We start from the raw sequence: 22,546 nt of genomic DNA, 5'->3' as shown, positions 1-22,546 counted from the left end.
AGCCATAAGGTCGCTTACTATTGAAGTCACTGATAAACCCTTACAAGGAGGTAAGTGATGTCGGGCTACTTCAAGCTGGTGGACGCCCACGAGGGAAGTTACCGGATCAAGCTCATTTCCGGTGACGGGACGCTGATGGCAGTGTCCACCACCTTCGACACCAAGCAGGATGCGGCGGCGGGAATCGAGCAGCTGCGCGAGATTGCCGGCACCGGACCCGTGGTTGACCAGAGCAAGGACGCAGACGTGTTGGGTGCAGCCAACAGCTCTGCGCCACGGGCGGCTGCCAACTAAGCCGGAAGTATGTAGAGCACCAGTAACACGGCATTTTCAGCAACACAGCACCTCCGCACTACGGAACAGGCCCCGTCCCCACTGTTTTAGGTGGGGACGGGGCCTGTTCTACGTCTCCGGGAGCTGCCGCGTCACCTGACGCCGGGTTCCCGGTGCCTAGGTCTGGTCCTCGCCGCCCTCAGCGGGTTCCTGAGGGTGGACCTGCGCCTCGTTTTCCTCATCCTTGCCGTTGCCCTCCGCAGGCTGCTGCGGATGCGTCCGGCCGGAGTCCTTTTCCTCGCTGCCCTGCTCGCTCATGGGATTCTCCACTTCGCTCACGGCCGGCACCGGCGGACGCCGGTTCTCCTGTGGAGCGGCCTTCGTTCCAGTCTAGGGACTTGGCCCGGTCTGGGAACCCCGGACGGTTCAAGCCGTCCCCGTCCCGCCGGGCGGCTGCGCTAAGTGCGGTGTGGGGCGATCAGACACTCCCTCACAAACTGCTGGCCTGTACCGCACACTGCCGGTAGCGTGAGCCGGATGCAGCCCAAAGACGCAGACGTCATTGTTGTAGGAGCAGGCCTCGCCGGCCTGGTGGCCACCGCCGAGCTGGTGGCGGCCGGACAAACCGTGATCCTGGTGGAACAGGAGGGACAGCAGAGCCTCGGCGGCCAGGCCTGGTGGTCCTTCGGCGGGTTGTTCCTGGTGGATTCACCGGAACAGCGCCGGTTCCGGGTCAGGGATTCCGTGGAACTGGCCTGGCAGGACTGGCTTGGCACGGCCGGCTTTGACCGGGAAGAGGATTACTGGCCGCGCCGCTGGGCCGAGGCGTACGTGCATTTCGCCGCCGGGGAGAAACGGGCCTGGCTGCAGCAGATGGGACACCGCCTTTTCCCGGTGGTGGGATGGGCGGAGCGCGGCGGGTACGGCGCCAACGGTCCGGGCAACTCCGTGCCGCGTTTCCACATCACCTGGGGTACCGGCCCCGGTATCACCGCACCCTTTGAAGCGAAGGTGCGCGACGGCGTCGAACGCGGCCTGGTCCGCCTGGCCTTCCGCCACCGGCTGGATGAGCTGGTCCTGACCAACGGGGCCGTGACCGGAGTGCGCGGCAGCGTGCTGGAACCCACGACGACGCCGCGCGGCACGGCCTCGTCGCGGACGGTTACCGGCGACTTCGAATTCACTGCTTCTGCGGTGATCCTGACTACCGGCGGCATCGGCGGAGACCATGACGCGGTGCGGGCGGCCTGGCCGCAACGGATGGGACCGGCACCAAAGAACATGCTCAGCGGCGTGCCTGAACACGTGGACGGCCGCGGAATCGGGATTGCACAGACGGCCGGCGGGCGGGTAATCAACCCGGACCGGATGTGGCATTACGTGGAAGGCATCCGGAACTGGGACCCGGTATGGAAGAACCACGGGATCCGGATCCTGCCCGGGCCGTCTTCCCTTTGGCTGGACGCGGCCGGCAACCGGCTGCCGGTTCCGCTCTTCCCCGGTTTCGATACCCTCGGCACGCTGGAACATCTGCGCCGCAGCGGGCACGACTACAGCTGGTTCATCCTCAACAAGTCGATCATCCGCAAGGAGTTTGCCCTCTCCGGGTCCGAGCAGAACCCCGACCTCACCGGCAAATCGGTACGGGACGTGCTTCGGCGGGCCACCGCGGGCGTACCGGCACCCGTGCAGGCCTTCCTGGACCACGGTGAGGATTTCCTGACGGCCGATTCCGTGGAGGAACTCGTGGCCGGAATGAATGTGCTGGCCAAAGGATCTTCGGCGCAGGGGCAGGTCCCCGAGCTGTCCGTTGACGCGGTCCGCAGTGAGCTGGAGGCCCGGGACCGCGAAATCCTCAATCCGTTCAGCAAGGATTCCCAAGTCACCGCAATCCGGGGCGCCCGCACGTACCTCGGTGACCGGCTTATCCGCACGGCCGCCCCGCACCGGATCCTGGACCCCAAGGCAGGACCACTGATTGCCGTCCGCCTTTCGGTGCTGACCCGCAAAACCCTCGGCGGATTGGAAACTGACCTGCAGTCACGGGTCCTGGGCGACGACGGCGCTCCGGTGCCGGGGCTCTTCGCCGCAGGCGAGGCAGCGGGATTCGGCGGCGGCGGTATGCACGGCTACCGGTCCCTGGAAGGCACGTTCCTGGGCGGATGCCTCTTCAGCGGCCGTGCAGCCGGCCGAGCCGCGGCCGGGCAGGGCACCGCACAAACATAGGCACCGTACAAACATAGGCACCGCACAAACATAGAGGCGCCGCTTAAAGACGCCCGGCCGGGACAGCAGCCTCATGGATGCCGTCCCGGCCGGTGCGGGAGTTGAAGGGACTAGCCCGCGTATCCCATCTTCCGGGCCTGCCGGTATTCCTTCATCTGGTTGTAGTAGGCGCTGGCCGGGCCCATGAACAGCATGACCACGCCGGCAATAAGCAGCAGGATGGAGACCAGGCTGAGGATGCCGGCCGGTGAACCATTGACCCCGATCAGGCTGGTGAGGGACAGACCGGCGAAAACGGCCATGACGATCCGGGCCCAGTTGTGTCCCTTACGGGCGAACACAGCGAACAGGACGTTGACGGCAAGGCTGATCACGCCGATAACGACTGCTGTGACCAGGCCAATGGTGACGGCCGTATCCACATCGGAGCCGGTCAGGCCGCTGGCGCGTGCCAGTTCAGCGCGGCCTGCATCGGAGGTCAGGGTAGCCACGGACAGAACCAGACCGATGAGGCTCGCAACAGCCGAGGCGATCAGCAGCCAGAAGCCGCGCTCCACGGCCGTGGGCCGCTGCGGCTCGTTGGCTACAGGGGCGGATTCTCCGCCGCTGTACGCGCCGTAGTTGTAGTTAGGCGTGCTCATAGTAATTTTCCCCTTTTGTTTCACACGAATAATGAATGACTATCAGTGAAGACCCAAACGATGTCCTGCCCAGCCTAGCCAAGTCAAAGCCCCAATGGGTCCCCATAACGGTGGATATTCCCGGGGTTTTTGCCCGGCTTCCGAAACCGGGCTCCACCGAATGGAGGATGTGCGGGCAGGTCACGCGGTGGTGCTGGCTGCCGGGTGCGGAAAGAGCGGGAATAAAGGGTGTGTCCGCGGCCGTTCCCCACTGTATGCAAACGCATGAAAAGGAGAATCGGATGACTGATCGCAGGCTAGTGGTGGTTTCGGGCGGGCTGGGCGTTCCCTCGTCCTCGCGGATGCTGGCCGATGCTCTGGCAGCGGCAGCGCGGATGGAAATCGAAGCCGGCGGACTGAGCGCATCTGTCAGCACCTTCGAGCTGCGGGAATACGCCGTGGACATTGCCAACTCCATGGTCACCGGCTATGCGCCTCCGCGATTGGAAGCGGCCATCAACGAGCTGGTTGCCGCCGATGCCCTGATTGCCGTCTCTCCGGTCTTCACCGCCTCCATGAGCGGCCTGTTCAAATCCTTCTTTGACGTCATCGATAATTCCTCCCTTGACGGCAAGCCCGTACTGATCGGCGCCACCGGCGGAAGTGCCCGCCATTCCATGGTGCTGGACTATTCCATGCGCCCCATGTTCAGCTACCTGCGCGCACGGACGGCCCCCACCGCTGTTTACGCTGCTCCCGGCGACTGGGGAGAAGGCGAAACCGGCACCGGTTCCCTGGATCAGCGGGTCCGCCGTGCTGCCGGCGAGCTGGTTGCCCTGATGGGGGATGCTCCCGCTCCACAGCCGCGGGCGGCCGCGGCGCCGCAGAAGCTTGCTGAAACGTCACTGCCGTTCGAAGAGCTGCTGGCCCAGACGCAGCGCAAGTAGCGTCCGCGGGGGCAATCCGGCCGGGACCCTGCCCGGCCGGACCCGCGGACCCTATACTTTTGGGACTGCCAGCTCACTTCGAACGGGGACCGTTCATGGAACCGAGCGTTGCAATCCTGCCTCAGGCCAGTGACTACCTGCTTCAGGCGGTGCACGCCGGCGGGGGCGTGGTTGAACCGCTTTCCCCGAGCACTCTCGGACTGGTCCTTACAGGCGGCCTCTCCCAGGATGCGCTGGAAACCGTACTGCTGCAGCATCCGCACCTGAGCTGGATCCAACTGCCGCTGGCAGGTGTGGACGCGTATGGGGACCTGATCCTGCGCACCCCGGACCGCCAATGGACCAGTGGCAAAGGCGCCTTTGCGCAGCCGGTGGGTGAATTCGCCCTGGCATTGACCCTGGCAGTACTTCGCTCGGTGGACACCTTTGCACGGGCACGGTCCTGGGGGAGTCCGCAGGGCGTTTCACTGCACGGGAAGAACGTAACCGTTGTCGGAGCCGGGGGAGTGGGTCGGGAGATCCTGCGCCTGGTCTCAGCCTTCACCGACCACGTCACCATGGTGCGTGCCCATGACCGGCCCGTGCCGGGGGCGGAAAGAACCGTCACCGACGCCGGGTTGGACGGCGTGCTGCCCGGCACGGAGGTCCTGATTCTGGCAGCACCCATGACAGCTGCCACGAAGCATCTGATCGATGCACGGCGCCTGGCACTGCTTCCTCCCGAGGCATTCCTGATCAACATTGCCCGCGGCCCGTTGGTGGATACGGATGCGCTGGTCGCTGCCCTGGCCCAGGACCGCCTGGCCGGAGCGGCCCTGGATGTCACCGATCCGCAGCCCCTGCCGGACGGCCACCCGCTGTGGTCCGAGCCCAGGGCGCTGATAACCCCGCACAGCGGTGAAACACAGGACATGATCCGGCCGCACTTTGCCCGGCGGGTGCGGAACAATGTGCACAATCTGGCGGTCGGAGCGCCGCTGGAAGGTTTGGTGGACGCGCAGGCAGGCTACTGAGCCCATGCCGGCGGGCCCCTCCCCGGCCCGGGTTTAGGTATCCACGGCCGGTCCGGAGGCGACGTCGCCGTCCCATCCGAGATTGCGCGCCATCCGCTGCAGCACCGTCAGCAGGGCGGCATATTCTTCTTCGGTAATCTCTTCGGTCATCAGGCCGCGGATGCGGTCCACTGCCCCGCGGAGGTTTTCCAGGCTGCGCCGGCCCAGATCGGTGAGCTCATACTGCTCCGCGTCCAGGGCCACCCACCCCGATTCGCGCAGTTCCTCGATGAGCTCCTCGGAGGTACCGGTTTCCACCGCGGGGAAAAACGGCCGCAGCCCGTCCGCCAGCTGTTTCTGTGAGGCAGGGCCCTCCACCAGGAGGTTCATCATCTGCCATTGCCGGCGGGTAACGCCGTGCTCCTCAAAGCTGGCACCGAACTGGTCATCAACCAGCTGGTCTACGAGTTTGAGCCAGAATCCAATGGGCCGCTCCTGAGTCGCCATCACTCCACTGTACAAATCAAACACCCTGCCGGGAACCCTTGGGCCTTCGGCATTGCCCCTAGTCCAGCCGTGCCCGCGTACCGCAGCGCGGACAGGGTGCGGACCTGGCCAGTTCCATGCAGACAATACAGACGGGGAGCTGTCCGGTGTCATCGCGCAGCGGACGGTTTGGCATGTGCTTGCCGCAGTACGGCACGGGCCGGCGGGCGCGGCGCAAAGCCTGCTGTTTACACGGGGTGCAGAACACGTGCACCAGATCATCTTCATCCCTCGGCGGTGCTTCCACCGGTCGGGTCAGGGTAGATTCCCGGACGCTCATTACCTTTCCTTGCCACGTGGTACCGGGGCCCGGAGCCGCAGGGCAGCCAACAGGCCTAGTTCCACGGTAGCTTTTTCTACACTCCGTAGAAAAAGTGGGGGTGCGCGGAAGCCGCTGTTCCACGGGCTTCACGGACCGGTGGCGTGCCCTATTTCACGCGGCAGTTATTGCAGCAGTGCCCGGATGTCCTCAGCGGTCAGGGCGGAACTGAAGACGGCGTCGTCGTCCATGACGGAACTGAAGAGTTTGGCCTTCTGTTCCTTCAGCGCCATGACCTTCTCTTCGATGGTGTCCCGGGCGACCATGCGGTAGACCATCACGTTGTTCTTCTGCCCGATCCGGTGCGTGCGGTCCACGGCCTGGGATTCCGCTGCGGGGTTCCACCACGGGTCCAGCAGGAAGACGTAGTCCGCCTCTGTCAGGTTCAGGCCGAAGCCGCCGGCCTTCAGGCTGATCAGGAACACAGGCACTACGCCGTCCTTGAAGGAGGCAATCACCTCCGCACGGTTGCGGGTGGAGCCGTCCAGGTAGGCATACTTGATGCCCTGCTCGTCCAGCCGGTCCGCTGCCTTTTTCAGGAAGGAGGTGAACTGGCTGAAGATCAGTGCCCGGTGGCCCTCGGCGGTGATGTCCTCCAGCTGTTCAAAGAGGACGTCGAGTTTGGCTGAGGGCACACCCTCGTGTTCTTCCTCGACCAGGGAGGCGTCGAGGCTGAGCATGCGCAGCAACGTCAGGGACCGGAACACGATCATCCGGTTGCGGTCCATATCCTGGATCAGGCCCATCAGCTTCTGGCGTTCGCGCTGCAGATGCGTTTCATAGATTTTGCGGTGTTTGGGGTGCAGCTCCACTTCCAGGACCTGTTCCTGTTTCTCCGGCAGGTCCTTGGCCACGGCTTCCTTGGTCCGGCGCATCAGCAGGGGCCGGATACGCCGGCGCAGCCGGGCGAGCAGGTCCGGGCTGTCGCCGCGCTCGATCGGCCGCTGGTACTCATCGGCAAACTTCCGGGCGGAGGGGAACAGCCCCGGCGCCACAATGGCAAAGAGCCCCCAGAGCTCCATCAGGTTGTTTTCCATCGGGGTGCCGGTGATGGCCAGTTTGAAGGGAGCCGGCAGGTCGCGGGCGCACTGATGCACGCGGGTTACCCGGTTTTTCACAAACTGGGCCTCGTCCAGGATCAGCCCGTCCCAGTCCAGTTTCCGATAGGAGGCGAAGTCCAGCCGGAACACGGCGTAGGAGGTAATGACGACGTCGCCGCCGGCCACCACCTCGGCCAGCGGCACCTTGGACTTGGCTGTGGTGTCTCCGATGGTCACTACCTTGAGGCCGGGAGTGAAGCGGGCCGCTTCGGATCCCCAGTTCGGCACCACGGACGTGGGGGCCACCACCAGGAAAGGCCGGGGCTCCGGGGCGCCGGGGGACTGCCCGGGGTTTCGGTCCTGGCCGGCCTGCTTTTCGCGGGCGTGGGCCAGCAGGGCCAGCGTCTGCAGGGTTTTACCCAGGCCCATGTCATCGGCGAGGATGCCGCCAAGCCCGTGGTCCCAAAGGAAAGCCAGCCAGTTGTACCCCTCGTGCTGGTACGGCCGGAGGTTGGCCTGCAGCCCGGCCGGCAGCGGCACCGGCTCTACGGATTCCAGGTCCAGCAGGGCGGAGACCGATTCCCGCCAGGCAACGGCTTCCTCGGTTTCCTCCGCCAGCTCCTCCAGCTCGGACCACAGCCCGGCCTGGTACCGGCTGATGCTCAGTTCCCCGGTGTCCCACTCCTGCAGCCCCTGCGCCTCATTGATCAGGGCATGGAGGTGCTCAAACTCCGGACGGTCCAGTGACAGGTAGGTGCGGTCCACCAGCAGCAGCTTGGTCTTGCCCTGGGCGATGGCCTTGAAGATGTCAGCAAACGGGACCAGACGGCCCTCTACCGTGACCATCACCGCCAGATCGAACCAGTCGCGGCGTTCGGTTTCCACCGTGGTGATCTTCAGCTTGGGTGCTTCAAGCAGTTCGCGGTAGTCGGGCCGCTCGCCCTGTATTTCCACTCGCAGGCCTTCGGTCCCCTCCAGCACCGGCAGCAGGTGCTCAGTGAACTCGGCGGCCTCAATGCCGTGCAGTGTCCGGTTCCGCGGCACGGCGGACAGCGCCTTTCCAGCTGCGGCCAGCAGCGCACCTTCGGCGGGAACGTCCCGGTAGGAGGTGTCGGCGTCGTCGGACGTGCCGGGGGACCTGCCCGTCAGCGGCAGCCGGGTCACGGTGCTGCCGTGGCGGTATTCCCACTCCCAGCGCAGGGCCAGCTGATCCTCGGCGCCGAAGGCGGCGGTGAGGACCAGGACGGGCGGGGAGATTTCCGGGAACTCGACCGATTCGTCGCTGCTGGTCACCGGCAGCACCTGGCGCAGCCGCGGATAGAACTTTTCGAGGAACACTCCGGCGTCCGCCCGGGGCACCATCACCGGAGCGCCCTGCAGCAGCAGGCCTTTGTCCTGTTCCGTAAGGGTTTTGGCAGTGGGTGCCAGGGTGATGGTGTTCTGCGGGGAACGCAGGTAAATGCCGTGACTGCCAATAATGCCGGCATCCTCCACGGGGACCACGGTGCCGTCGATTTCCAGCGTCGGCAGCAGCTGCAGGGGCGCCGGGGTTTCCACACCGGCGGCGCGGACGTCCAGTGAGAGGGTGGCGAGTTTCCCTACGCGGACCTGGGCGTCTTTTTTGCTGCCGACAAACGGGATACCCAGACGGGTGGCTTCCTCCAGCAGCTGCCAGAGCAGCGGATTGGCGAAATCGTCCAGGTACAGCCAGGAGTCGTTCTGCCCGAAATAGCTCACCCCGTTGGAGCGGTGCAGTGCCGGGAACTGGGAGAACCAGCGGTGCTGGTCCGGATCCAGCCGCAGCCCGTATGTCTGGTAGCTGATGTTGCTCCAGGCCAGGTTGTTCTTCACCCAGTTGCCCTTGGTATTGCGCACCACAGGGCGGACCCCCAGGCGGAAGGGAGTGGCCCGGTGCTGGCTGTGCGGGGCGGGCGCGCCCCACCGGGTGGCCGCAGCCACGATATTGCGCAGTTCAAACTGGAGGGCAAGCGGGGTGGTTTCCACCGCTTTGGTGCCATCCGCCAGGTCCGCATCAATCAGGGTCTGCAGGGACTGCTGCCAGGCCGGCACCGTGGGCCTTGATACCGGGGCGGAGAGCTCCTGCCGGGCGCGCAGATGCTCGGCATTGCTCTGCAGGGCCGCCGCTGCCACGTGCTTGCAGTCAAAGCCCAGGGGACAGCTGCAGTGGTTGTCCAGCAGCCGGTAGTCGCCCTGCCGTTTGGCCCCCAGCTGCAGCAGGGTCCGGTAGGGCGCCGCCGCGCTGCCGCGGACCTGCGCGCGCAGTACTTCGCCGGCCGGATCCCATTCCAGGGACTCCACGGCCCCGCCCCGCGAGTAGGTCTGTCCGCGCTGGAACGCGGAGCCGCCCACCACGCGGATGACGTCGGTGACGTCGACGAGCGGAGGGGTTTCAGGCATGGTTTTATCGTCTCACGCAGCACCGACCGTTTATGCGGCCGGCTCCGGCGGGCGGATTTGGTGACCACCGGGGGGCCATGCCTAGGATGGTGGGTAACGCGGATCACAATGGCGTGATCTGCGTGCTAATTCTTCTGCATTGTTCAGAGGGCCCGCCCGGAGATGACGGACGGCAGGCTGGAGGCGGCCACCCAGGCAGCCACCAGCAGAATCAGCACTGCGAACGCGCGGCTGACTACTCGCTCATTCAGCCGCCGGGACAAGCGCCCCGCTGCCAGGGAAGCGATGACCGCTACGGCGGCAAAGGACAACGTCAATGCCCAGTCCATGGTCAGGCCCGGCAGATGGGCGGCAAACCCCGAAGCCGAGTTGATGGCGATTACCGCCAGCGAGATTCCCACCGCCTGCTGCATACCCACCCGCAGAATCAGCGTGAGGGCTGGAATGAGCAGGAAACCGCCGCCGACCCCCAGCATCCCGGTGAGGAAACCGACCACCAGGCCGACGGTGAGCCCGCGGACGAGCATCCCGCGGATGGCCGCTTCCGGGCTTTCCCCCGGAGGGCGGGCGGTCCGCGCCGCCGCCCCGACGCGGCTGGCCAGCAGCATTCGGACGGCGGCAAACACCATCATCCCGGCGAAGAACAGCATCAGGACGTCCGGATCCAGGCGTTCAGCAACGGCGGCGCCGGCCCATGATGCAGGAATCCCCGCCGCACCAAGAACGGCCACCAGGCGCCAGTTGATGCCAACATGCCGGCGGGGGAGCAGGCCCGCCAGCGACGACAGTCCCACCACAATCAGCGAGGTGGGAACGGCATCCTCCGGGTCCAGGCCCACCAGGTATACGAGCGCCGGTACGGCAATGATGGCACCGCCCGCCCCGGTCAGGCCCACCACGGCGCCGACGACGAGGGCAACTGCCACTCCGACCACACTCATGGACTCCACGCTCGCACCGGGGGAGCCCGCAGACTAGGCGGCGCCGTCGCCGGCCGTTCAGTCGTGCTATCTTTTGGGAAGATAAATCTGATTTATTGTCGCTTCGGTCACACAAGTCAGATGTAATGACGCGTCTGAGGAGTCTATTGTCATGTCGTCGGCAAACCCGGGTGTTCCCCCGCTGATCGTGATGGGGGTGCAGGGGTGTGGGAAATCCACCTCCGGACGCGCCATTGCAGAAGCGCTGTCCCTGCCCTTCATCGACGGGGATGATCTGCATCCGCTCAGTAACAAGGCAAAGATGGCCTCCGGCCACCCGCTGACGGACGCTGACCGCGAACCCTGGCTGGCAGCCATCGGTACCGCCCTGGCCGAGGGACTCAGCCGCGGACAATCCACCGTCATCGCCTGCTCGGCCCTGAAACGCCGGTACCGGGACCTGATCCGCTCCTTCGCGCCCCGGACGCGGTTTGTGCACCTTGCCGGGAACCGCGGCCTGATCGCCGAACGCCTCTCGCACCGGAACCACGAATACATGCCTCCTGCGCTGCTCGATTCCCAGTTCGAAACACTGGAACCGCTGGAAGCTGATGAAGCAGGCATCCCGGTGGACATCAACCTCACGCCCGAGGAAATTGCCGCCGTCGTGGCAACCGCGCTCACCAGCCGCTGACTTCCCTCCCCCTAACCAACCGTTTTATCCAGATAGGACAACGATGACCGATCTAGAGCTCAACTGGACGTTGAGTACTCCCGGCCTGCTCCTCATCGCCGTGGCCGCCATTGCGCTGCTGCTGGTGATGATCATGAAGTTCCGCATTCATGCCTTCCTGTCGCTGATCACGGTCAGCCTGCTGACCGCCGTCGCCACCGGAATCCCGGCCTCGGGAATTGTGCCCACACTGACGTCCGGGTTCGGCTCCACGCTGGGCAGCGTTGCCCTGCTGGTGGGCCTGGGTGCCATGCTCGGGCGGATGCTCGAGGTCTCCGGCGGTGCCGAGGTCCTCACCAACGCGCTGATCAACAAGTTCGGCCAGAAGCGGGCCTCGCTGGCCCTGTCCATCGCGTCGCTGATGTTCGGCTTCCCGATCTTCTTTGACGCCGGCCTGGTGGTCATGCTGCCGATCATCTTCACCGTTGCCCGCCGGATGGGCGGCTCACTGCTGACCTACGGTTTCCCGGCTGCCGCCGCGTTCTCCGTGATGCACGTTTTTGTGCCGCCGCACCCCGGCCCCGTGGCTGCCACGGGCCTGCTGGGCGCCGACGTCGGGCTCGTCCTGATCTTCGGCCTGCTGGTTGCCATTCCCACCTGGTACCTGGCCGGTTACCTGTTCGGCACCTTCCTGGGCAAGAAGTTTGTCCTCCCGGTCCCGTCCATCCTGGACGCACCCACCGGCTCGGCGGAATCCGAGTTCCGGTCCGCTCCGAAGCTGGGCACCATCGTGACCCTGCTGATGCTTCCCTTCTTCCTGATCTTCCTGAACACCGGCCTGAACATGCTGGCCACTGCCGAAGTGGTCTCCCTGGAGGACGGCTGGGTGCAGATCCTGCGGACCCTGGGCGAAACCCCCGTGGCCCTGCTGATCACGGTGTTCCTTGCCATGTGGCTGCTGGGCCGCCGCCAGGGCAAAAAGGGAACCCTCATTGAAACGGTGGTGGACAGTGCCCTGGGCCCGGTCTGCTCCATCATCCTGATCACCGGTGCCGGCGGAATGTTCGGCGGGGTGCTGCGCGCCTCCGGAATCGGCAACGCCATTGCCGAATCGCTGGACGCCATCGGACTTCCGGTCATTGTGGCCGGCTTCCTGATCGCCGCCATTGTGCGGCTGGCGCAGGGCTCGGCCACGGTGGCGCTGACCACCGCCGCGGCGCTGGTCCAGCCCGTGGTGATGGACAGCCCTGACTTCAATGCCGTGCAGGTGGTGGCGATTGTGCTGGCACTTGCGGGCGGATCGGTCTTCGCAGGACACGTCAACGACTCCGGCTTCTGGCTTATCAGCCGCTTCTTCCAGATGGATACCAAGACCACGCTGAAGACGTGGACCGTGGGCCAGGCGCTGATCGGCGTCGTCGGCTTCGCCTTCGCGCTGGTCATCTACCTGGTGGCCTCCGGGTTCTAACCGCAGGACATGCAAAGGGCGGGCAGGCCGGAAGGCCTGTCCGCCCTTTGCGTTCAGCGGAACCCGGGTCAGCGCTACACCCCTTCAACCGCACGCAGCTGGCCCGAGCGCACTGCCGCAGCGAAAGCGGAGTAATCCTGCTCGTTTTGGTCGGCGTACCGTTCGCAGAAGCCGGCCACCGAGTTGTCGAACTTGTCGCTTTTGCCCAAATAAGCGGAAATCGCAACGGGGTCCCCGGACCTGGCATGCGCCCGGGCCAGGGTCCAACCGCAGATCCGGGCATAAAGCTCCATACCGTAGGGCTTCATCGCCTCAACGGCTATGGAACCCTTCATATCCCTCAGCTGGCGCCAGTAGAGGTAGCGGTTGTCCTGTACGCCCCTGGTCCAGCCCAGGAAAATATCGCTTGCCGCCTGGATCATGCGTTGGCCCTGCACCACCCGGGCACCCGGCTGCCGGTACTTGCTTTTGGGGAGGTGGTCCTCCAGTACGGAGCGGGTGGCTTCCTTGACCTGCAGGAACAGCGGATCACCGGCATCGCGGCCCTGCAACAACACGATGAAGCTCCGGGTACCCACGCTGCCGACTCCCACCGCCTTGCGGGCGACGTCGACCACCTCGAAGCGCTCAAGGAGCTGGCGCCGATCCTCCTGCAGGCTCGCCCGGTAGGACCGGAGCTGGTCCCGGATGGCTGTTTCCATTTCCTCGGCCGTCAACCCCCATGAAACGTCAAGCTCCCTCAGGGGAACGATGATGGGCGCCCGGCTAAGAATCCGGTATGACCCGTCTACCTCTTCGGCCAGCTTTGACAGTGCATGCAGGCTGTCCCGGGAACGGGCTTTCCGGGCTGTCTCCTTTGCCGTCCTTTTGACGTGTTTGGCGGCCTTCTTGTCTGCCTTGCCCTTGCCGGACTCCGCTGCGCGCCGGATGGTTTCCGCAACGTCCTGCTCCGCCAGATGGGCGTACCAAATGTCCATGGTGTCCATGTGTGCGAAGTCCTGCATTGCTTCCCGATAGGACCGAACCGCGGCCCCGGTGACCGTCCGGGTCTCTTCCGTGGAGAAGCCGTTGTTCCGGGCTGCGATGGTGAAACTCGCGGCCAGCCGCAGAACGTCATATTCAAACGGACCCGGAAGTGTCTCGTCGAAATCGTTCAGGTCGAACATCAGCGCCCGTTCCGGTGAGGCGAAGACCCCGAAATTGGACAGGTGCGCGTCCCCGCACAGCTGGACCGTCAGGCCCGCGCGCGGCATATCCCTGAGATCGGCGGCCATGACCTTGGCCGTGCCGCGGTAGAAGGTGAACGGCGAAGCGAGCATCCGGCCGTGCCGCACCGGCACCAGATCCGGATCGCGGGTGCGGTTTTGTGCCTCGATGAGCGTCACCGGGTCCGGGCGGCCCGATGCAGGCCCCCACCCCTGATGGGCGGAAACGGAAGTCGATTGTCGGAGGTCCTTGCCTGCTGCCGCCCGCTCCGCGACAGTGGGACGGGTGGTTTGGGTGCTTCCCATGGTCCGCGGCCTCTCTGCAGCAGTTCGCTGCTTCCCTCGGTCAGGCCCTGCGGGGTCAGGTTACCGCCGGCGATCTTCCTTAGGCCAGCGGTGAGCCCAAACCTCCGCCCTCGACCCTCACGGTGCACGCATCCCGGAAGGTGAGTACGGGGCAGGCCCGACCGCCCCCGCCCCGTGAACGCCTGATCCAACAGCTACGGAGGACAGGATGGTCCCGCTATTGCTCGCAGCCGCGGTAATGCTGGCCTACAGCGCCTTTTCGTCGCCATTGAGCCGGCACGGCGTGACCAGCGCGATGGTGTTTGTGCTCGCCGGGACCATCCTGGGCGCGATGCTCGGCGGATCGGCCCACGTGGAAGGCCACACGGTTGAGCGGCTGGCAGAACTGGCCCTGGTCTTCCTTCTCTTTACCGACGCCGCACGGCTGGATCTTGGCGTTCTGCGGCACAGTCTTGGCTGGCCGGGCCGGTTACTGCTCATCGGCCTCCCGCTGACCCTCGTTCTTGGGTTCGGGACAGGGCTCCTCCTCTTCCCGGAGCTTCCGCTCGCCAGCGTCTTCCTCCTGTCCGCCATGCTCTGCGCCACCGATGCGGCGCTGGGCCAGCGCGTGGTCGAAGACCCGGCCGTGCCGGGCCCGGTACGCCAGGCACTGACCGTGGAGAGCGGCCTGAACGACGGTATTGCCGTGCCCTTCTTCCTGGTGGCCCTGGACATCACCATGGCACCGCTGGAGGGGAGCCTCCCCTCGGCAGTTGCGGCCGCCGTTGCCGGGCAACTCGGGTGGGGCCTGCTGGCCGGGGTTGGGGTGGGAGCCGCTGGCGGGTACCTGCTGCGGGCTGCGGGGGAGAGGATTCAGCCCGAATGGCGCCAGCCGTTTAGCCTGGCCGTTGCCCTGGGCGCGTATGCGGCAGCGGTATCCCTCGGTGGCAGTGCCTTCATCGCGGCGTTTGTGGGCGGTATGGCGTTCCGTCTGGCCTCCGGCCCCGGGATCGTGGCGCCCACCCGCTTCACCGCGGAAACGGGGCAGGTGCTGGCGGCGGCAACCTGGATGATCTTCGGTGCCGTTGCAATTCTGGCCGCACTGCCGCACATTACCTGGCAGGTGATTGCCTACGCCGTGCTGAGTCTCACCGTCATCCGGATGCTGCCGGTCGCCGTCGCGCTGCTGGGCAGTGGGGCCCGCTGGCAGACCAGGGCCTTTATCGGCTGGTTTGGCCCGAGAGGACTGGCCTCCGTGGTGTTCGGGCTGTTGGCCTTTGAGCGCGGAACCCCGGAAGCGACCACGCTTATCACCACTGTGGCCGTGACCGTGGGACTGAGCGTTTTCGCCCATGGGTTCTCGGCCAAACCGCTCGTAGCGGCTTTCCAACGATGGACCGCTGCAAACCCCGGCGGGCCGGGTTAGGATCGCCGCGTGAATAACATCAGCGATCTGCAGGACTGGTCCGCCTCTCTGCTCACGGGCGAGCGGGTCCGCTTCCGTGAACTGCGGGAGCAGGACCTGCGGCACCTCGCCGAGTGGTGGAATGACCCGGCTCAGGCCATCCTGCAGCAAAACCGGGTGGTTGCACGGCCGGAGGAGTCCGCAGCAGCCATGTTCCGGACCTGGAGCAAGAACGAGTCACCCTCAGGATTCGGCTACAGCATCGTGAACCCTGCCGAGCGGCTGGTGGGGCATATCAGCGTCTGGGGCATCGCGGTGCCCGAGCGGATTGCCACCGTGGCGATCATCATCGGCCCGGAATTCCAGGACCAGGGCATAGGCCGGGAAGCGCTGCGGCTGGGCCTGCGGATTGTGTTCGAGGAAATGGGTGCGCACAAAGCGGAACTGCAGACCTGGTCCTACAACCATCGGGCGCTGCACCTCTACACGTCACTGGGATTCGCTGAAGAGGGCCGCCGCCGAGCCGCCGTGTTCCACCGCGGAGCCTTCCACGACCAGGTGCTGCTGGGCATGCTGGCGGACGAGTACCGGGCCTCCACCACCGGGTAGGGGGCTAGCGGGGCAGAGCGGGCGAGGGTGCCGCGATGCTGGCCAGCCAGTCATTTACGAGCGCCGAAACCACTGCGGGGCGCTCCATGTAAAGGTGGTGGCCTGCGGCGTCGAGCACGGCAAAGGTCCCGCGCACATAGTGATCCCGCAGCGCCAGGCCGTCCTCATACCCGGTGACGTGGTCCTGCCGTCCGAAGATATGCAGCGACGGCGCCTCGAACGGTTCCGGATAAGCTTCCTCCGGTTCCCGCTGCAGCGCGTAGTCCGCGGCAATCCGCTCGGTCACCTGCGGATCCGTTCCGCGCAGGCCGGGAAGGACAAACTCGTTGAACGCGGCAAGCGTGTCCGGAGTCTGGATCACGGCAATACCCAGGAAATCGCCGTCGACCACCTGCTCGGGAAGGTCCGCGCGGATGACGGCGGGTGCGGGGAGTAACCGCTCTTTGTGGTCGGCAATGAAGACGGCCCCGAGCGTGGCCAGCCCGAGCACCTGGCTGCGCATCGTGTGGGCCACATGGCGGGCGATCATGCCGCCGAAGGAATGTCCGATGATCGCGAACGGCTCCTCACCCAGCAGCTGCCGAAGTTCGTTGACGACGCCGTCGGCCACCTCCTGGGCGCTCGCAACGGATCCTGGCACCGCCTGCGCGGTCCACGGCAGGTCGAGGTAGATGCGCCGCCACGGACCCCCGGCCAGCGAGGCGTCCAGGGGCAGCATGCTGCGGTGGTCCAGCTCGAACCCGTGCACCAGAACCAGCGGCCTGCCCTGCCCAACCTCATGCGCTATCACCGGATCATCCTAGGGCAGCTGCGTGAAAATCCGCGGTTCGTCGGCCCAGACACTGCCGACTTCCTCCATGGTGCGGCGCATGATCTTGTCCATGGCAGTGCGGGCGGCCTCGGGATCGCCGCCGGATATCGCGTCGGCAACGTCCATGTGCAGCTGCAGGGCCTCCTCATGCGGGCGCTCGGGCATCAGCCCGTAGTCGGTCCGGCCACGCAGCACTTCGGCGATCATCGACTGCATCCGGGCAAACATCTCATTGCCCGAAGCTGCGAGCACCAGCCCGTGATAGTGGATGTCCAGGTCCAGGAACTGCTGCAGGTCTCCGGCCCGTCCCACGGAACGCATCTTGGCGGCGACGGCCATCAGCTCGGCGCCGAGATCGGAGGGGGCATGCCGGGCGGCGAGTTCCGCGGCGGCGGGTTCGACGGCGGAGCGCAGCTCGGTAAGTGAGCGCAGCTGGGCCCCCTTGCCGGCCGCGGCCAGCCGCCAGCGGATCACGGAGGGGTCAAAGACATTCCAGCTGGTTTCGGGCAGGACCCGGATGCCGACGCGCTTGACGCTTTCCACCAGGCCCAGGGACTGCAGCACGCGCACCGCCTCACGGGCTACGGAACGGGACACCTGCAGCTCGGTCTCGAGGTGCTCGGAGTGCATGGTGTCACCGGCCGCGAGGTCGCCGGAAATAATCCGGGTGCCCACGGATTCAATGACGAGGTTATGCAGCCTTGACGTCATGCGGCGGCCGGGATTCGAATCACCAGATCATTCTATGCATTGGGTTCTTTCCTGCGCTCCGGACGTTCCGGGCGGCTGCGGAATATCAAATTCGGCACGTAGTTATTTTGATGGTTTATTCCCGCTCCGCCGGACGCGTAAAACGGTTGTGCATTCCCCCGCGCGGTCATAGCGTGACCGGACAATTTCGGCTCGAGAAGGAGCAATTCCCATGTCCGCTAACAGCACTGAGCTTTACGGCGTTTTCGCCGCCACAGGAAAACAGGGTTCAGCGACCGCCGAGGCCCTGCTGGAGCAGGGCGCCCGGGTCCGCGCCCTTGTGCGGCGGACGGATTCTCAGCAGGCCAGGGACCTGGAAGCACGCGGCGCCGAGGTGGTCCTGGCGGACCTGGACCGCCCGGAGACGCTCCGTCCGGCCATGGAGGGCTTGGACGCACTGTGGTTTATGACCACCATGAACACTCCCGCCGGTCCGGCCGGGGAACCGCCCATGGCCAAGGCGCTCGGTGATGCCGCCGTGGAGGCCGGCGTCCGGCGCCTGGTCTTCAGTTCCGTGGACGGCGCCGAACGGAACAGCAGCGTGCCGCACTTCGACAGCAAGTACGACGCCGAGCAATACCTGCGGGAGCTGCCCGTGGGGCTCACCGTGGTTCGTCCGGTCTTTTTTATGGAGAACCTGCCGTATCTTTCCGCAGTAGAGGACGGGGAAACGGTGCTGCGGATGCCCCTGCCGGACGGGATTCCGCTGCAGATGGTGGCCGTGCGCGACGTCGGCCGGGTGGCCGCTGCGGCGCTGCTGGACCCGTCAGCGGTACCCGGCGGCGCGCTAGGCATCGCCGGAGACGAACTGACCGGAACCGAGATAGCGAATGTGCTCGGTGCCGCCGCCGGCCGGCCCGGACGGTATGAGCCGCTTCCCCTGGATTCGCTGGAGGGACAGACCGACTCGCAGGCGATGTTCCGCTGGTTCGGTGAGCTGCCTGCCTATCAGGGGGACTTCGAGGCAACCAACACGCTGGCCGGCGGTGCGCTGGAGCTGGACGGCTGGTTGGCTACCCGCTGAGGGCAGCCGCCGGCACGCCTTCCTACGGGCAGAGCGTGCGAAGGGAACTTAGGAGCTCGAGGCGCCGGCGTTGCCCTGTGGCCGGACCACGGGGAAACTGCCGTGTGACCGCTCGTCCTCTTCGAAGTGGTTGGCGGCCCGTCCCACTATCAGCGGGTCCGGTTCGTGGGCAATGGAGGTGTCCTTGTTCGGATAATCCACGGTGCTGAGTACATAGCGCATGGCTTCGAGCCGGGCACGTTTTTTATCATTCGACTTCACCACCGTCCAGGGGGCGTCCCCGGTGTCGGTGTAGAAGAACATGGCTTCCTTGGCCTCGGTGTAGGCATCCCACTTGTCCAGGCTGGCCAGATCGGTAGGGGAGAGCTTCCACTGTTTCACGGGGTCCGTCTCGCGGGCGGCGAACCGGGCCAGCTGCTCCTCGCGTCCCACGGAGAACCACAGCTTGTGCAGCAGCGTGCCGGAGTTGACCAGCATGCGTTCCAACTCGGGCACCTCACGCATGAACTCCAGATACTGCGCCGGCGTGCAGTACCCCATCACCCGTTCCACGCCGGACCGGTTGTACCAGGACCGGTCCATCATCACGATCTCCCCGCCGCTGGGGAGGGTGCGGATATACCGCTGGAAGTACCACTGCGTCTGTTCCTCAGCAGTGGGTTTCTCCAGGGCCACGACGCGGGCGCCGCGGGGATTCAAATGCTCATTGAAGCGCTTGATGGCACCGCCCTTGCCTGCGGCGTCCCGGCCCTCGAAAATCAACAGCATTTTCTGGCCGGTTTCCTTCACCCAGAGCTGCATCTTCAGCAGTTCAATCTGCAGCAGCCGTTTCTGCCGTTCATAGCTGCGCCGGCTGAGTTTGGTGTCATAGGGGTAGTTCTGCCGCCAGGCATCATCGTCAGCCTTGACCTTGACCTTTTTGCCTTTGCGGTTCAGTTCCTGGATCTCTTCGAGTTCCTCGACATAGTCCTCTGAAACGGAAACCCGCCGTACGTCTTTCCGGCCGTTTTCACCCAGCTCATCAGGGGAGGCGTCCTTCGGTGTTTCCTTGGTGCTCTTATTTGTTGGCATGGCCCCTCCTGCGACGGTTCGTTATCCGAACTTACGCGGGACGGCCACCTGATTGGAAGGGGCTGTCCGGTCTCCATCACGGGCGGGCCGTGTGCGGCGCGCCTGAACGGAAGCGCAGGACGCGCGGCCGATAATTGAGGGCGATGACTTCACTACGCACCAAAGTTCTGTCCCTTCTTGCCCTGCCCGCGGTCCTGTTCGGCGCTGCCGCCTGCACCCCTGTTGCCGAGAGTGTTCCCGGCGCCGCGCCGTCGTCCGCAGCAGCAGCCCCCGCCGTCACGGAGACGCCCGCGGATTCCGCCGCGGCGCCCGCCGAAACGCCGGCACCGTCGGCCGCGGCCGGCACGGCACTCGAGCAGCTCGCCGGCATCCCGATCAAGGGGCGGGCACCGAAAACGGGCTATGACCGTGAGCAGTTCGGGCCGGCCTGGGCGGACACGGACCGCAACGGCTGCGACACCCGCAATGACATCCTCGCCCGCGACCTCGTGGACGTGGTCTACAAGGACGGCACCAAGGAATGCGTCGTTGCGTCCGGCACCTTCCTGGACCCGTACACCGGGGCAACCATCGGTTTTGTCCGCGGCAACACCACCAGCACCGCCGTGCAGATTGACCATGTGGTGGCACTGTCCGACGCCTGGCAGAAGGGGGCGCAGCAGCTCAGCGCCGAGGAGCGGCGGCTGTTCGCCAATGATCCGCTGAACCTGATGGCCGCGGACGGTCCGGCCAACGGGGCGAAGTCCGACGGCGACGCCGCCACCTGGCTGCCGGCGAACAAGGCCTTCCGGTGCGAATACGTGGCCCGGCAGACTGCGGTCAAGGCGGAATACCGGCTGTGGATGACCCAGGCCGAGCATGACGCCATCGCGACCGTGCTCGCCGGCTGCCCGGACCAGCCGGTGCCCGAGCGTGCCGGAACCGCGTCCGCGTCGGTCGCTGCCGGGACCGGGGCAGGCGTGGCCGAGGCAGCCGTCGAGCCCGGGCCCGGGACTGCTCCCTTCGCCGGTGACGCAGCGCCCGTTTATGCCAACTGCTCAGCGGTGAAGGCCGCCGGAGCCGCCCCCATCCGCACCGGCGATCCCGGCTGGGATCCCAAGTTTGACCGGGACGGCGACGGCGTCGGCTGCGAGTCCTAGCCGAACCTGCCAGACCTGTTAGTCGCGGTCCTCGCCCAGTGTCAGGGCAGCCGTGATCAGTGCCAGGTGGGACAGTCCCTGCGGGAAATTGCCCAGGAATGAGGAGTCCTCTTCGGCGATCATTTCGGTGTACAGGCCCACGTCATTGGCCAGCGGCACCAGCTCATCCATCAGCGCTGCGGCCTCGTCCCGGCGGCCCACGCAGTCCAGGGCGGCGGCCATCCAGAAGGCACAGGCGACGAACGTTCCTTCCTCCTTCTCGGCGCCGCTGAACCGGTAGAGCAGCGGTCCGCGGCCGAGTTCGCGGCGCAGTGCGTCCAGCGTGGAGTTCATCCGTTCCCCGCGGTCGAACCCGCTGATGGCATGCAGCAGGATGGAGGCATCCAGCTGGTCGGTGCCGGGATACCAGACATAGCTGCCGCGCTCCTCGGACCAGCAGTTGGCCTCCACCCAGTCCCGGATCCGTTCCATCTCGGCCCGCCACCGTTCGGGGGTGCCGGGAATCTGGCCCAGGTCCGCCAGGTGGGAAGCGCAGCTGAGCGCATGCCAGGCCCCCAGTTTGGAGGTGGTGTAGTGCCGTTCCTCGTCCAGTTCCCACATGCCGGAGTCCTTGCGCTGCCAGACATCGCAGGCCAGGTCCGCCAGGTCCGCCAGGTAGCGGCCGGTGCCGGTATCAAGGACATGGCCGGCATCCACGTACAGCTGCACAATGTTGAACAGGTCCCCAAAGACGCCCATCTGCAGCTGCGCGGCGGCGTCGTTGCCGTTGACCACCGGCCCGATGCCCCGCCAGCCGGGCAAATCCAGTACCTCGGCGCCCTCGGCGCGGCTGCCGTTGAGCCGGGTGAAGACCTTCAAATCCGTGCCCTGTTCGCGCACGCTTTTGAGCATCCCGGAGACGGCCGCATGGACTTCCTCGCGCAGCCCGAAGCGGATCATGGCGTTCAGGGTGTAGGCCGTGTCGCGGACCCAGGCGAACCGGTAGTCCCAGTTCTTTCCACCGTTGACGTTTTCGGGCAGTGACGTGGTGGCCGCGGCGGCAATGGCCCCGGTGGGGCTGTGCAGCAGCAGCTTCAGCGCCAGCGCACTGCGTTCGACGGCGTCCGCCCACGGACCGTCGTACTGGAACTCGCTGGACCAGTCCTGCCAGTTCGCGATGGTGCGGTCAACGCCGTCGTCAATGGTGTCCAGGTCCGGCAGCGGCAGCGGTTCCTCATGGGTGGAAATGACAGCCAGCAGGTGACGTGTTCCGGCGCCGGTGGTGAAGGTACCGCTGATGTCCCGGTCGGAGGCCTGCTCCTCGCCGATATCCCGGCCGCGGACGGCCATGGTGGTGCCCTGCACCTGCAGCACGGGCCCGTGCACGGAATGCTGCACCCACGGGGAGGCGGTATTGAAACTGCTGCCCGGGGCAACGGACCAGCGCATGTCCACCTCGCCGTCGAGCCCCTCGATCCGCCGTGCCAGTTCACCCCACGGCAGCCGGCCGGCCACCCCCGTGTTCAGTGAGTCGGTGACCCGCACGGTTCCGGTGTCCGTGAAGAAGGTGGTGGCCAGGACATTGGTGCCCTCCACGTAGGCGCGTTCCACGGTGAAATCCGCAGCGGGCCGCAGCTCTATCTGCCCGCCGTTCTCCGCATCCAGCAGGCGGGCGAATGCCGGGGTGGAATCCAGGTCCGGTGTGGGATACCAGTCGATCGATCCGTCCAGGGCAACCAGTGCCACGGTGCGTCCGTCACCGATGGCAGCGTAGGAGCGCAGATCGACGTACCCGTCCACGCGGTCCGGTTGGGGCAGTGTCATGT

The 22,546-nt window shown here is 65.9% G+C and carries 20 protein-coding genes; 10 read left to right on the top strand and 10 right to left on the bottom strand.

From position 1 onward, the window contains the following. Window positions 1-57 precede the first annotated feature (57 nt). The gene (locus QWJ37_RS14125; RefSeq protein WP_227905567.1) at window positions 58-294 is read left to right on the top strand and encodes a YegP family protein; all 237 of its coding nucleotides are present in this window, start codon (window positions 58-60) and stop codon (window positions 292-294) included. Window positions 295-450: 156 nt separating this feature from the next. Here QWJ37_RS14125 and QWJ37_RS14120 read toward each other — a convergent pair whose 3' ends face one another. Continuing rightward, entirely contained in the window at window positions 451-591 is a 141-nt protein-coding gene (locus QWJ37_RS14120; RefSeq protein WP_290245660.1) for a hypothetical protein, read from the bottom strand. A 219-nt stretch (window positions 592-810) separates the two neighbouring features. On the opposite strand from QWJ37_RS14120, the gene QWJ37_RS14115 reads away from it, so the two are divergent. Continuing rightward, a complete protein-coding gene (locus tag QWJ37_RS14115; RefSeq protein WP_290245659.1) occupies window positions 811-2,499 on the top strand; it encodes an FAD-binding dehydrogenase in 1,689 nt (562 codons plus the stop codon). Window positions 2,500-2,609: 110 nt separating this feature from the next. On the opposite strand, the gene QWJ37_RS14110 is transcribed toward QWJ37_RS14115, so the two are convergent. Further along, window positions 2,610-3,140: a hypothetical protein gene (locus QWJ37_RS14110; RefSeq protein ID WP_290245658.1), complete on the bottom strand. Its 531-nt coding sequence runs from the start codon at window positions 3,138-3,140 to the stop codon at window positions 2,610-2,612. A gap of 281 nt (window positions 3,141-3,421) precedes the next feature. On the opposite strand from QWJ37_RS14110, the gene QWJ37_RS14105 reads away from it, so the two are divergent. Together QWJ37_RS14105 and QWJ37_RS14100 are read left to right on the top strand one after the other, a co-directional pair. Continuing rightward, a complete protein-coding gene (locus QWJ37_RS14105) occupies window positions 3,422-4,066 on the top strand; it encodes a CE1759 family FMN reductase (RefSeq protein WP_290245657.1) in 645 nt (214 codons plus the stop codon). Between the two features lie 95 nt (window positions 4,067-4,161). Further along, window positions 4,162-5,079, top strand: coding sequence for an NAD(P)-dependent oxidoreductase (locus tag QWJ37_RS14100; protein ID WP_290245656.1), 918 nt, complete (start codon window positions 4,162-4,164; stop codon window positions 5,077-5,079). Between the two features lie 33 nt (window positions 5,080-5,112). Here QWJ37_RS14100 and QWJ37_RS14095 read toward each other — a convergent pair whose 3' ends face one another. From QWJ37_RS14095 to QWJ37_RS14085, 3 genes are all read right to left on the bottom strand, one after another. Continuing rightward, window positions 5,113-5,565 carry a MarR family winged helix-turn-helix transcriptional regulator gene (locus QWJ37_RS14095; RefSeq protein ID WP_290245655.1) on the bottom strand — a complete coding sequence of 151 codons (453 nt, stop codon included), beginning with the start codon at window positions 5,563-5,565 and terminating at the stop codon, window positions 5,113-5,115. Window positions 5,566-6,048: 483 nt separating this feature from the next. Beyond that, a complete protein-coding gene (locus QWJ37_RS14090; protein WP_290245654.1) occupies window positions 6,049-9,381 on the bottom strand; it encodes a DEAD/DEAH box helicase in 3,333 nt (1,110 codons plus the stop codon). 143 nt (window positions 9,382-9,524) lie between these two features. After that, window positions 9,525-10,322 carry a sulfite exporter TauE/SafE family protein gene (locus tag QWJ37_RS14085; RefSeq protein ID WP_290245653.1) on the bottom strand — a complete coding sequence of 266 codons (798 nt, stop codon included), beginning with the start codon at window positions 10,320-10,322 and terminating at the stop codon, window positions 9,525-9,527. A gap of 151 nt (window positions 10,323-10,473) precedes the next feature. On the opposite strand from QWJ37_RS14085, the gene QWJ37_RS14080 reads away from it, so the two are divergent. Both QWJ37_RS14080 and QWJ37_RS14075 read left to right on the top strand, forming a co-directional pair. Further along, window positions 10,474-10,995 (top strand): gluconokinase, encoded by a 522-nt coding sequence (locus QWJ37_RS14080; RefSeq protein ID WP_227905553.1) that lies wholly within the window; start codon window positions 10,474-10,476, stop codon window positions 10,993-10,995. Between the two features lie 43 nt (window positions 10,996-11,038). Next, entirely contained in the window at window positions 11,039-12,442 is a 1,404-nt protein-coding gene (locus QWJ37_RS14075; protein WP_290245651.1) for a gluconate:H+ symporter, read from the top strand. A 74-nt stretch (window positions 12,443-12,516) separates the two neighbouring features. Here QWJ37_RS14075 and QWJ37_RS14070 read toward each other — a convergent pair whose 3' ends face one another. Beyond that, window positions 12,517-13,953 carry a DUF2252 domain-containing protein gene (locus QWJ37_RS14070; RefSeq protein WP_290245650.1) on the bottom strand — a complete coding sequence of 479 codons (1,437 nt, stop codon included), beginning with the start codon at window positions 13,951-13,953 and terminating at the stop codon, window positions 12,517-12,519. A gap of 208 nt (window positions 13,954-14,161) precedes the next feature. Here QWJ37_RS14070 and QWJ37_RS14065 point away from each other — a divergent pair, with 208 nt between their 5' ends. Then, a complete protein-coding gene (locus tag QWJ37_RS14065; RefSeq protein WP_290245649.1) occupies window positions 14,162-15,358 on the top strand; it encodes a cation:proton antiporter in 1,197 nt (398 codons plus the stop codon). A 9-nt stretch (window positions 15,359-15,367) separates the two neighbouring features. Continuing rightward, complete coding sequence (locus tag QWJ37_RS14060) at window positions 15,368-15,946, top strand: GNAT family protein (protein WP_290245648.1); 579 nt, start codon at window positions 15,368-15,370, stop codon at window positions 15,944-15,946. A gap of 4 nt (window positions 15,947-15,950) precedes the next feature. Here the strand turns inward: QWJ37_RS14060 and QWJ37_RS14055 are convergent, their stop codons facing one another. Continuing rightward, window positions 15,951-16,736, bottom strand: coding sequence for an alpha/beta hydrolase (locus QWJ37_RS14055; protein WP_290245647.1), 786 nt, complete (start codon window positions 16,734-16,736; stop codon window positions 15,951-15,953). 9 nt (window positions 16,737-16,745) lie between these two features. After that, the gene (locus QWJ37_RS14050; RefSeq protein WP_227905532.1) at window positions 16,746-17,468 is read right to left on the bottom strand and encodes an FCD domain-containing protein; all 723 of its coding nucleotides are present in this window, start codon (window positions 17,466-17,468) and stop codon (window positions 16,746-16,748) included. A 211-nt stretch (window positions 17,469-17,679) separates the two neighbouring features. On the opposite strand from QWJ37_RS14050, the gene QWJ37_RS14045 reads away from it, so the two are divergent. Further along, the gene (locus QWJ37_RS14045) at window positions 17,680-18,531 is read left to right on the top strand and encodes an NmrA/HSCARG family protein (RefSeq protein ID WP_290245646.1); all 852 of its coding nucleotides are present in this window, start codon (window positions 17,680-17,682) and stop codon (window positions 18,529-18,531) included. Between the two features lie 48 nt (window positions 18,532-18,579). Here QWJ37_RS14045 and ppk2 read toward each other — a convergent pair whose 3' ends face one another. After that, a complete protein-coding gene (gene ppk2 / locus QWJ37_RS14040; protein WP_290245645.1) occupies window positions 18,580-19,602 on the bottom strand; it encodes a polyphosphate kinase 2 in 1,023 nt (340 codons plus the stop codon). A 143-nt stretch (window positions 19,603-19,745) separates the two neighbouring features. Between ppk2 and QWJ37_RS14035 the strand changes: the two genes are divergently transcribed. Continuing rightward, the gene (locus tag QWJ37_RS14035) at window positions 19,746-20,741 is read left to right on the top strand and encodes a DUF1524 domain-containing protein (protein ID WP_290245644.1); all 996 of its coding nucleotides are present in this window, start codon (window positions 19,746-19,748) and stop codon (window positions 20,739-20,741) included. A gap of 18 nt (window positions 20,742-20,759) precedes the next feature. On the opposite strand, the gene QWJ37_RS14030 is transcribed toward QWJ37_RS14035, so the two are convergent. Then, the gene (locus QWJ37_RS14030; RefSeq protein WP_290245643.1) at window positions 20,760-22,544 is read right to left on the bottom strand and encodes a glycoside hydrolase family 15 protein; all 1,785 of its coding nucleotides are present in this window, start codon (window positions 22,542-22,544) and stop codon (window positions 20,760-20,762) included. Between the last annotated feature and the right edge of the window lie 2 nt (window positions 22,545-22,546).

Origin of the sequence: Arthrobacter sp. YD2 (genome assembly GCF_030410475.1) — a bacterium.
In the GTDB taxonomy this organism is placed as follows: domain Bacteria; phylum Actinomycetota; class Actinomycetes; order Actinomycetales; family Micrococcaceae; genus Arthrobacter_B; species Arthrobacter_B zhangbolii.
This window is presented reverse-complemented; position numbering and strand designations above follow the sequence as displayed.

Coding starts and splice junctions, on each gene's coding strand:
- QWJ37_RS14125 (WP_227905567.1), top strand. CDS start 58: ATGTCGGGCTACTTCAAGCTGGTGGACGCCCACGAGGGAAGTTACCGG.
- QWJ37_RS14120 (WP_290245660.1), bottom strand. CDS start 591: ATGAGCGAGCAGGGCAGCGAGGAAAAGGACTCCGGCCGGACGCATCCG.
- QWJ37_RS14115 (WP_290245659.1), top strand. CDS start 811: ATGCAGCCCAAAGACGCAGACGTCATTGTTGTAGGAGCAGGCCTCGCC.
- QWJ37_RS14110 (WP_290245658.1), bottom strand. CDS start 3,140: ATGAGCACGCCTAACTACAACTACGGCGCGTACAGCGGCGGAGAATCC.
- QWJ37_RS14105 (WP_290245657.1), top strand. CDS start 3,422: ATGACTGATCGCAGGCTAGTGGTGGTTTCGGGCGGGCTGGGCGTTCCC.
- QWJ37_RS14100 (WP_290245656.1), top strand. CDS start 4,162: ATGGAACCGAGCGTTGCAATCCTGCCTCAGGCCAGTGACTACCTGCTT.
- QWJ37_RS14095 (WP_290245655.1), bottom strand. CDS start 5,565: ATGGCGACTCAGGAGCGGCCCATTGGATTCTGGCTCAAACTCGTAGAC.
- QWJ37_RS14090 (WP_290245654.1), bottom strand. CDS start 9,381: ATGCCTGAAACCCCTCCGCTCGTCGACGTCACCGACGTCATCCGCGTG.
- QWJ37_RS14085 (WP_290245653.1), bottom strand. CDS start 10,322: ATGAGTGTGGTCGGAGTGGCAGTTGCCCTCGTCGTCGGCGCCGTGGTG.
- QWJ37_RS14080 (WP_227905553.1), top strand. CDS start 10,474: ATGTCGTCGGCAAACCCGGGTGTTCCCCCGCTGATCGTGATGGGGGTG.
- QWJ37_RS14075 (WP_290245651.1), top strand. CDS start 11,039: ATGACCGATCTAGAGCTCAACTGGACGTTGAGTACTCCCGGCCTGCTC.
- QWJ37_RS14070 (WP_290245650.1), bottom strand. CDS start 13,953: ATGGGAAGCACCCAAACCACCCGTCCCACTGTCGCGGAGCGGGCGGCA.
- QWJ37_RS14065 (WP_290245649.1), top strand. CDS start 14,162: ATGGTCCCGCTATTGCTCGCAGCCGCGGTAATGCTGGCCTACAGCGCC.
- QWJ37_RS14050 (WP_227905532.1), bottom strand. CDS start 17,468: ATGACGTCAAGGCTGCATAACCTCGTCATTGAATCCGTGGGCACCCGG.
- QWJ37_RS14045 (WP_290245646.1), top strand. CDS start 17,680: ATGTCCGCTAACAGCACTGAGCTTTACGGCGTTTTCGCCGCCACAGGA.
- ppk2 (WP_290245645.1), bottom strand. CDS start 19,602: ATGCCAACAAATAAGAGCACCAAGGAAACACCGAAGGACGCCTCCCCT.
- QWJ37_RS14035 (WP_290245644.1), top strand. CDS start 19,746: ATGACTTCACTACGCACCAAAGTTCTGTCCCTTCTTGCCCTGCCCGCG.
- QWJ37_RS14030 (WP_290245643.1), bottom strand. CDS start 22,544: ATGACACTGCCCCAACCGGACCGCGTGGACGGGTACGTCGATCTGCGC.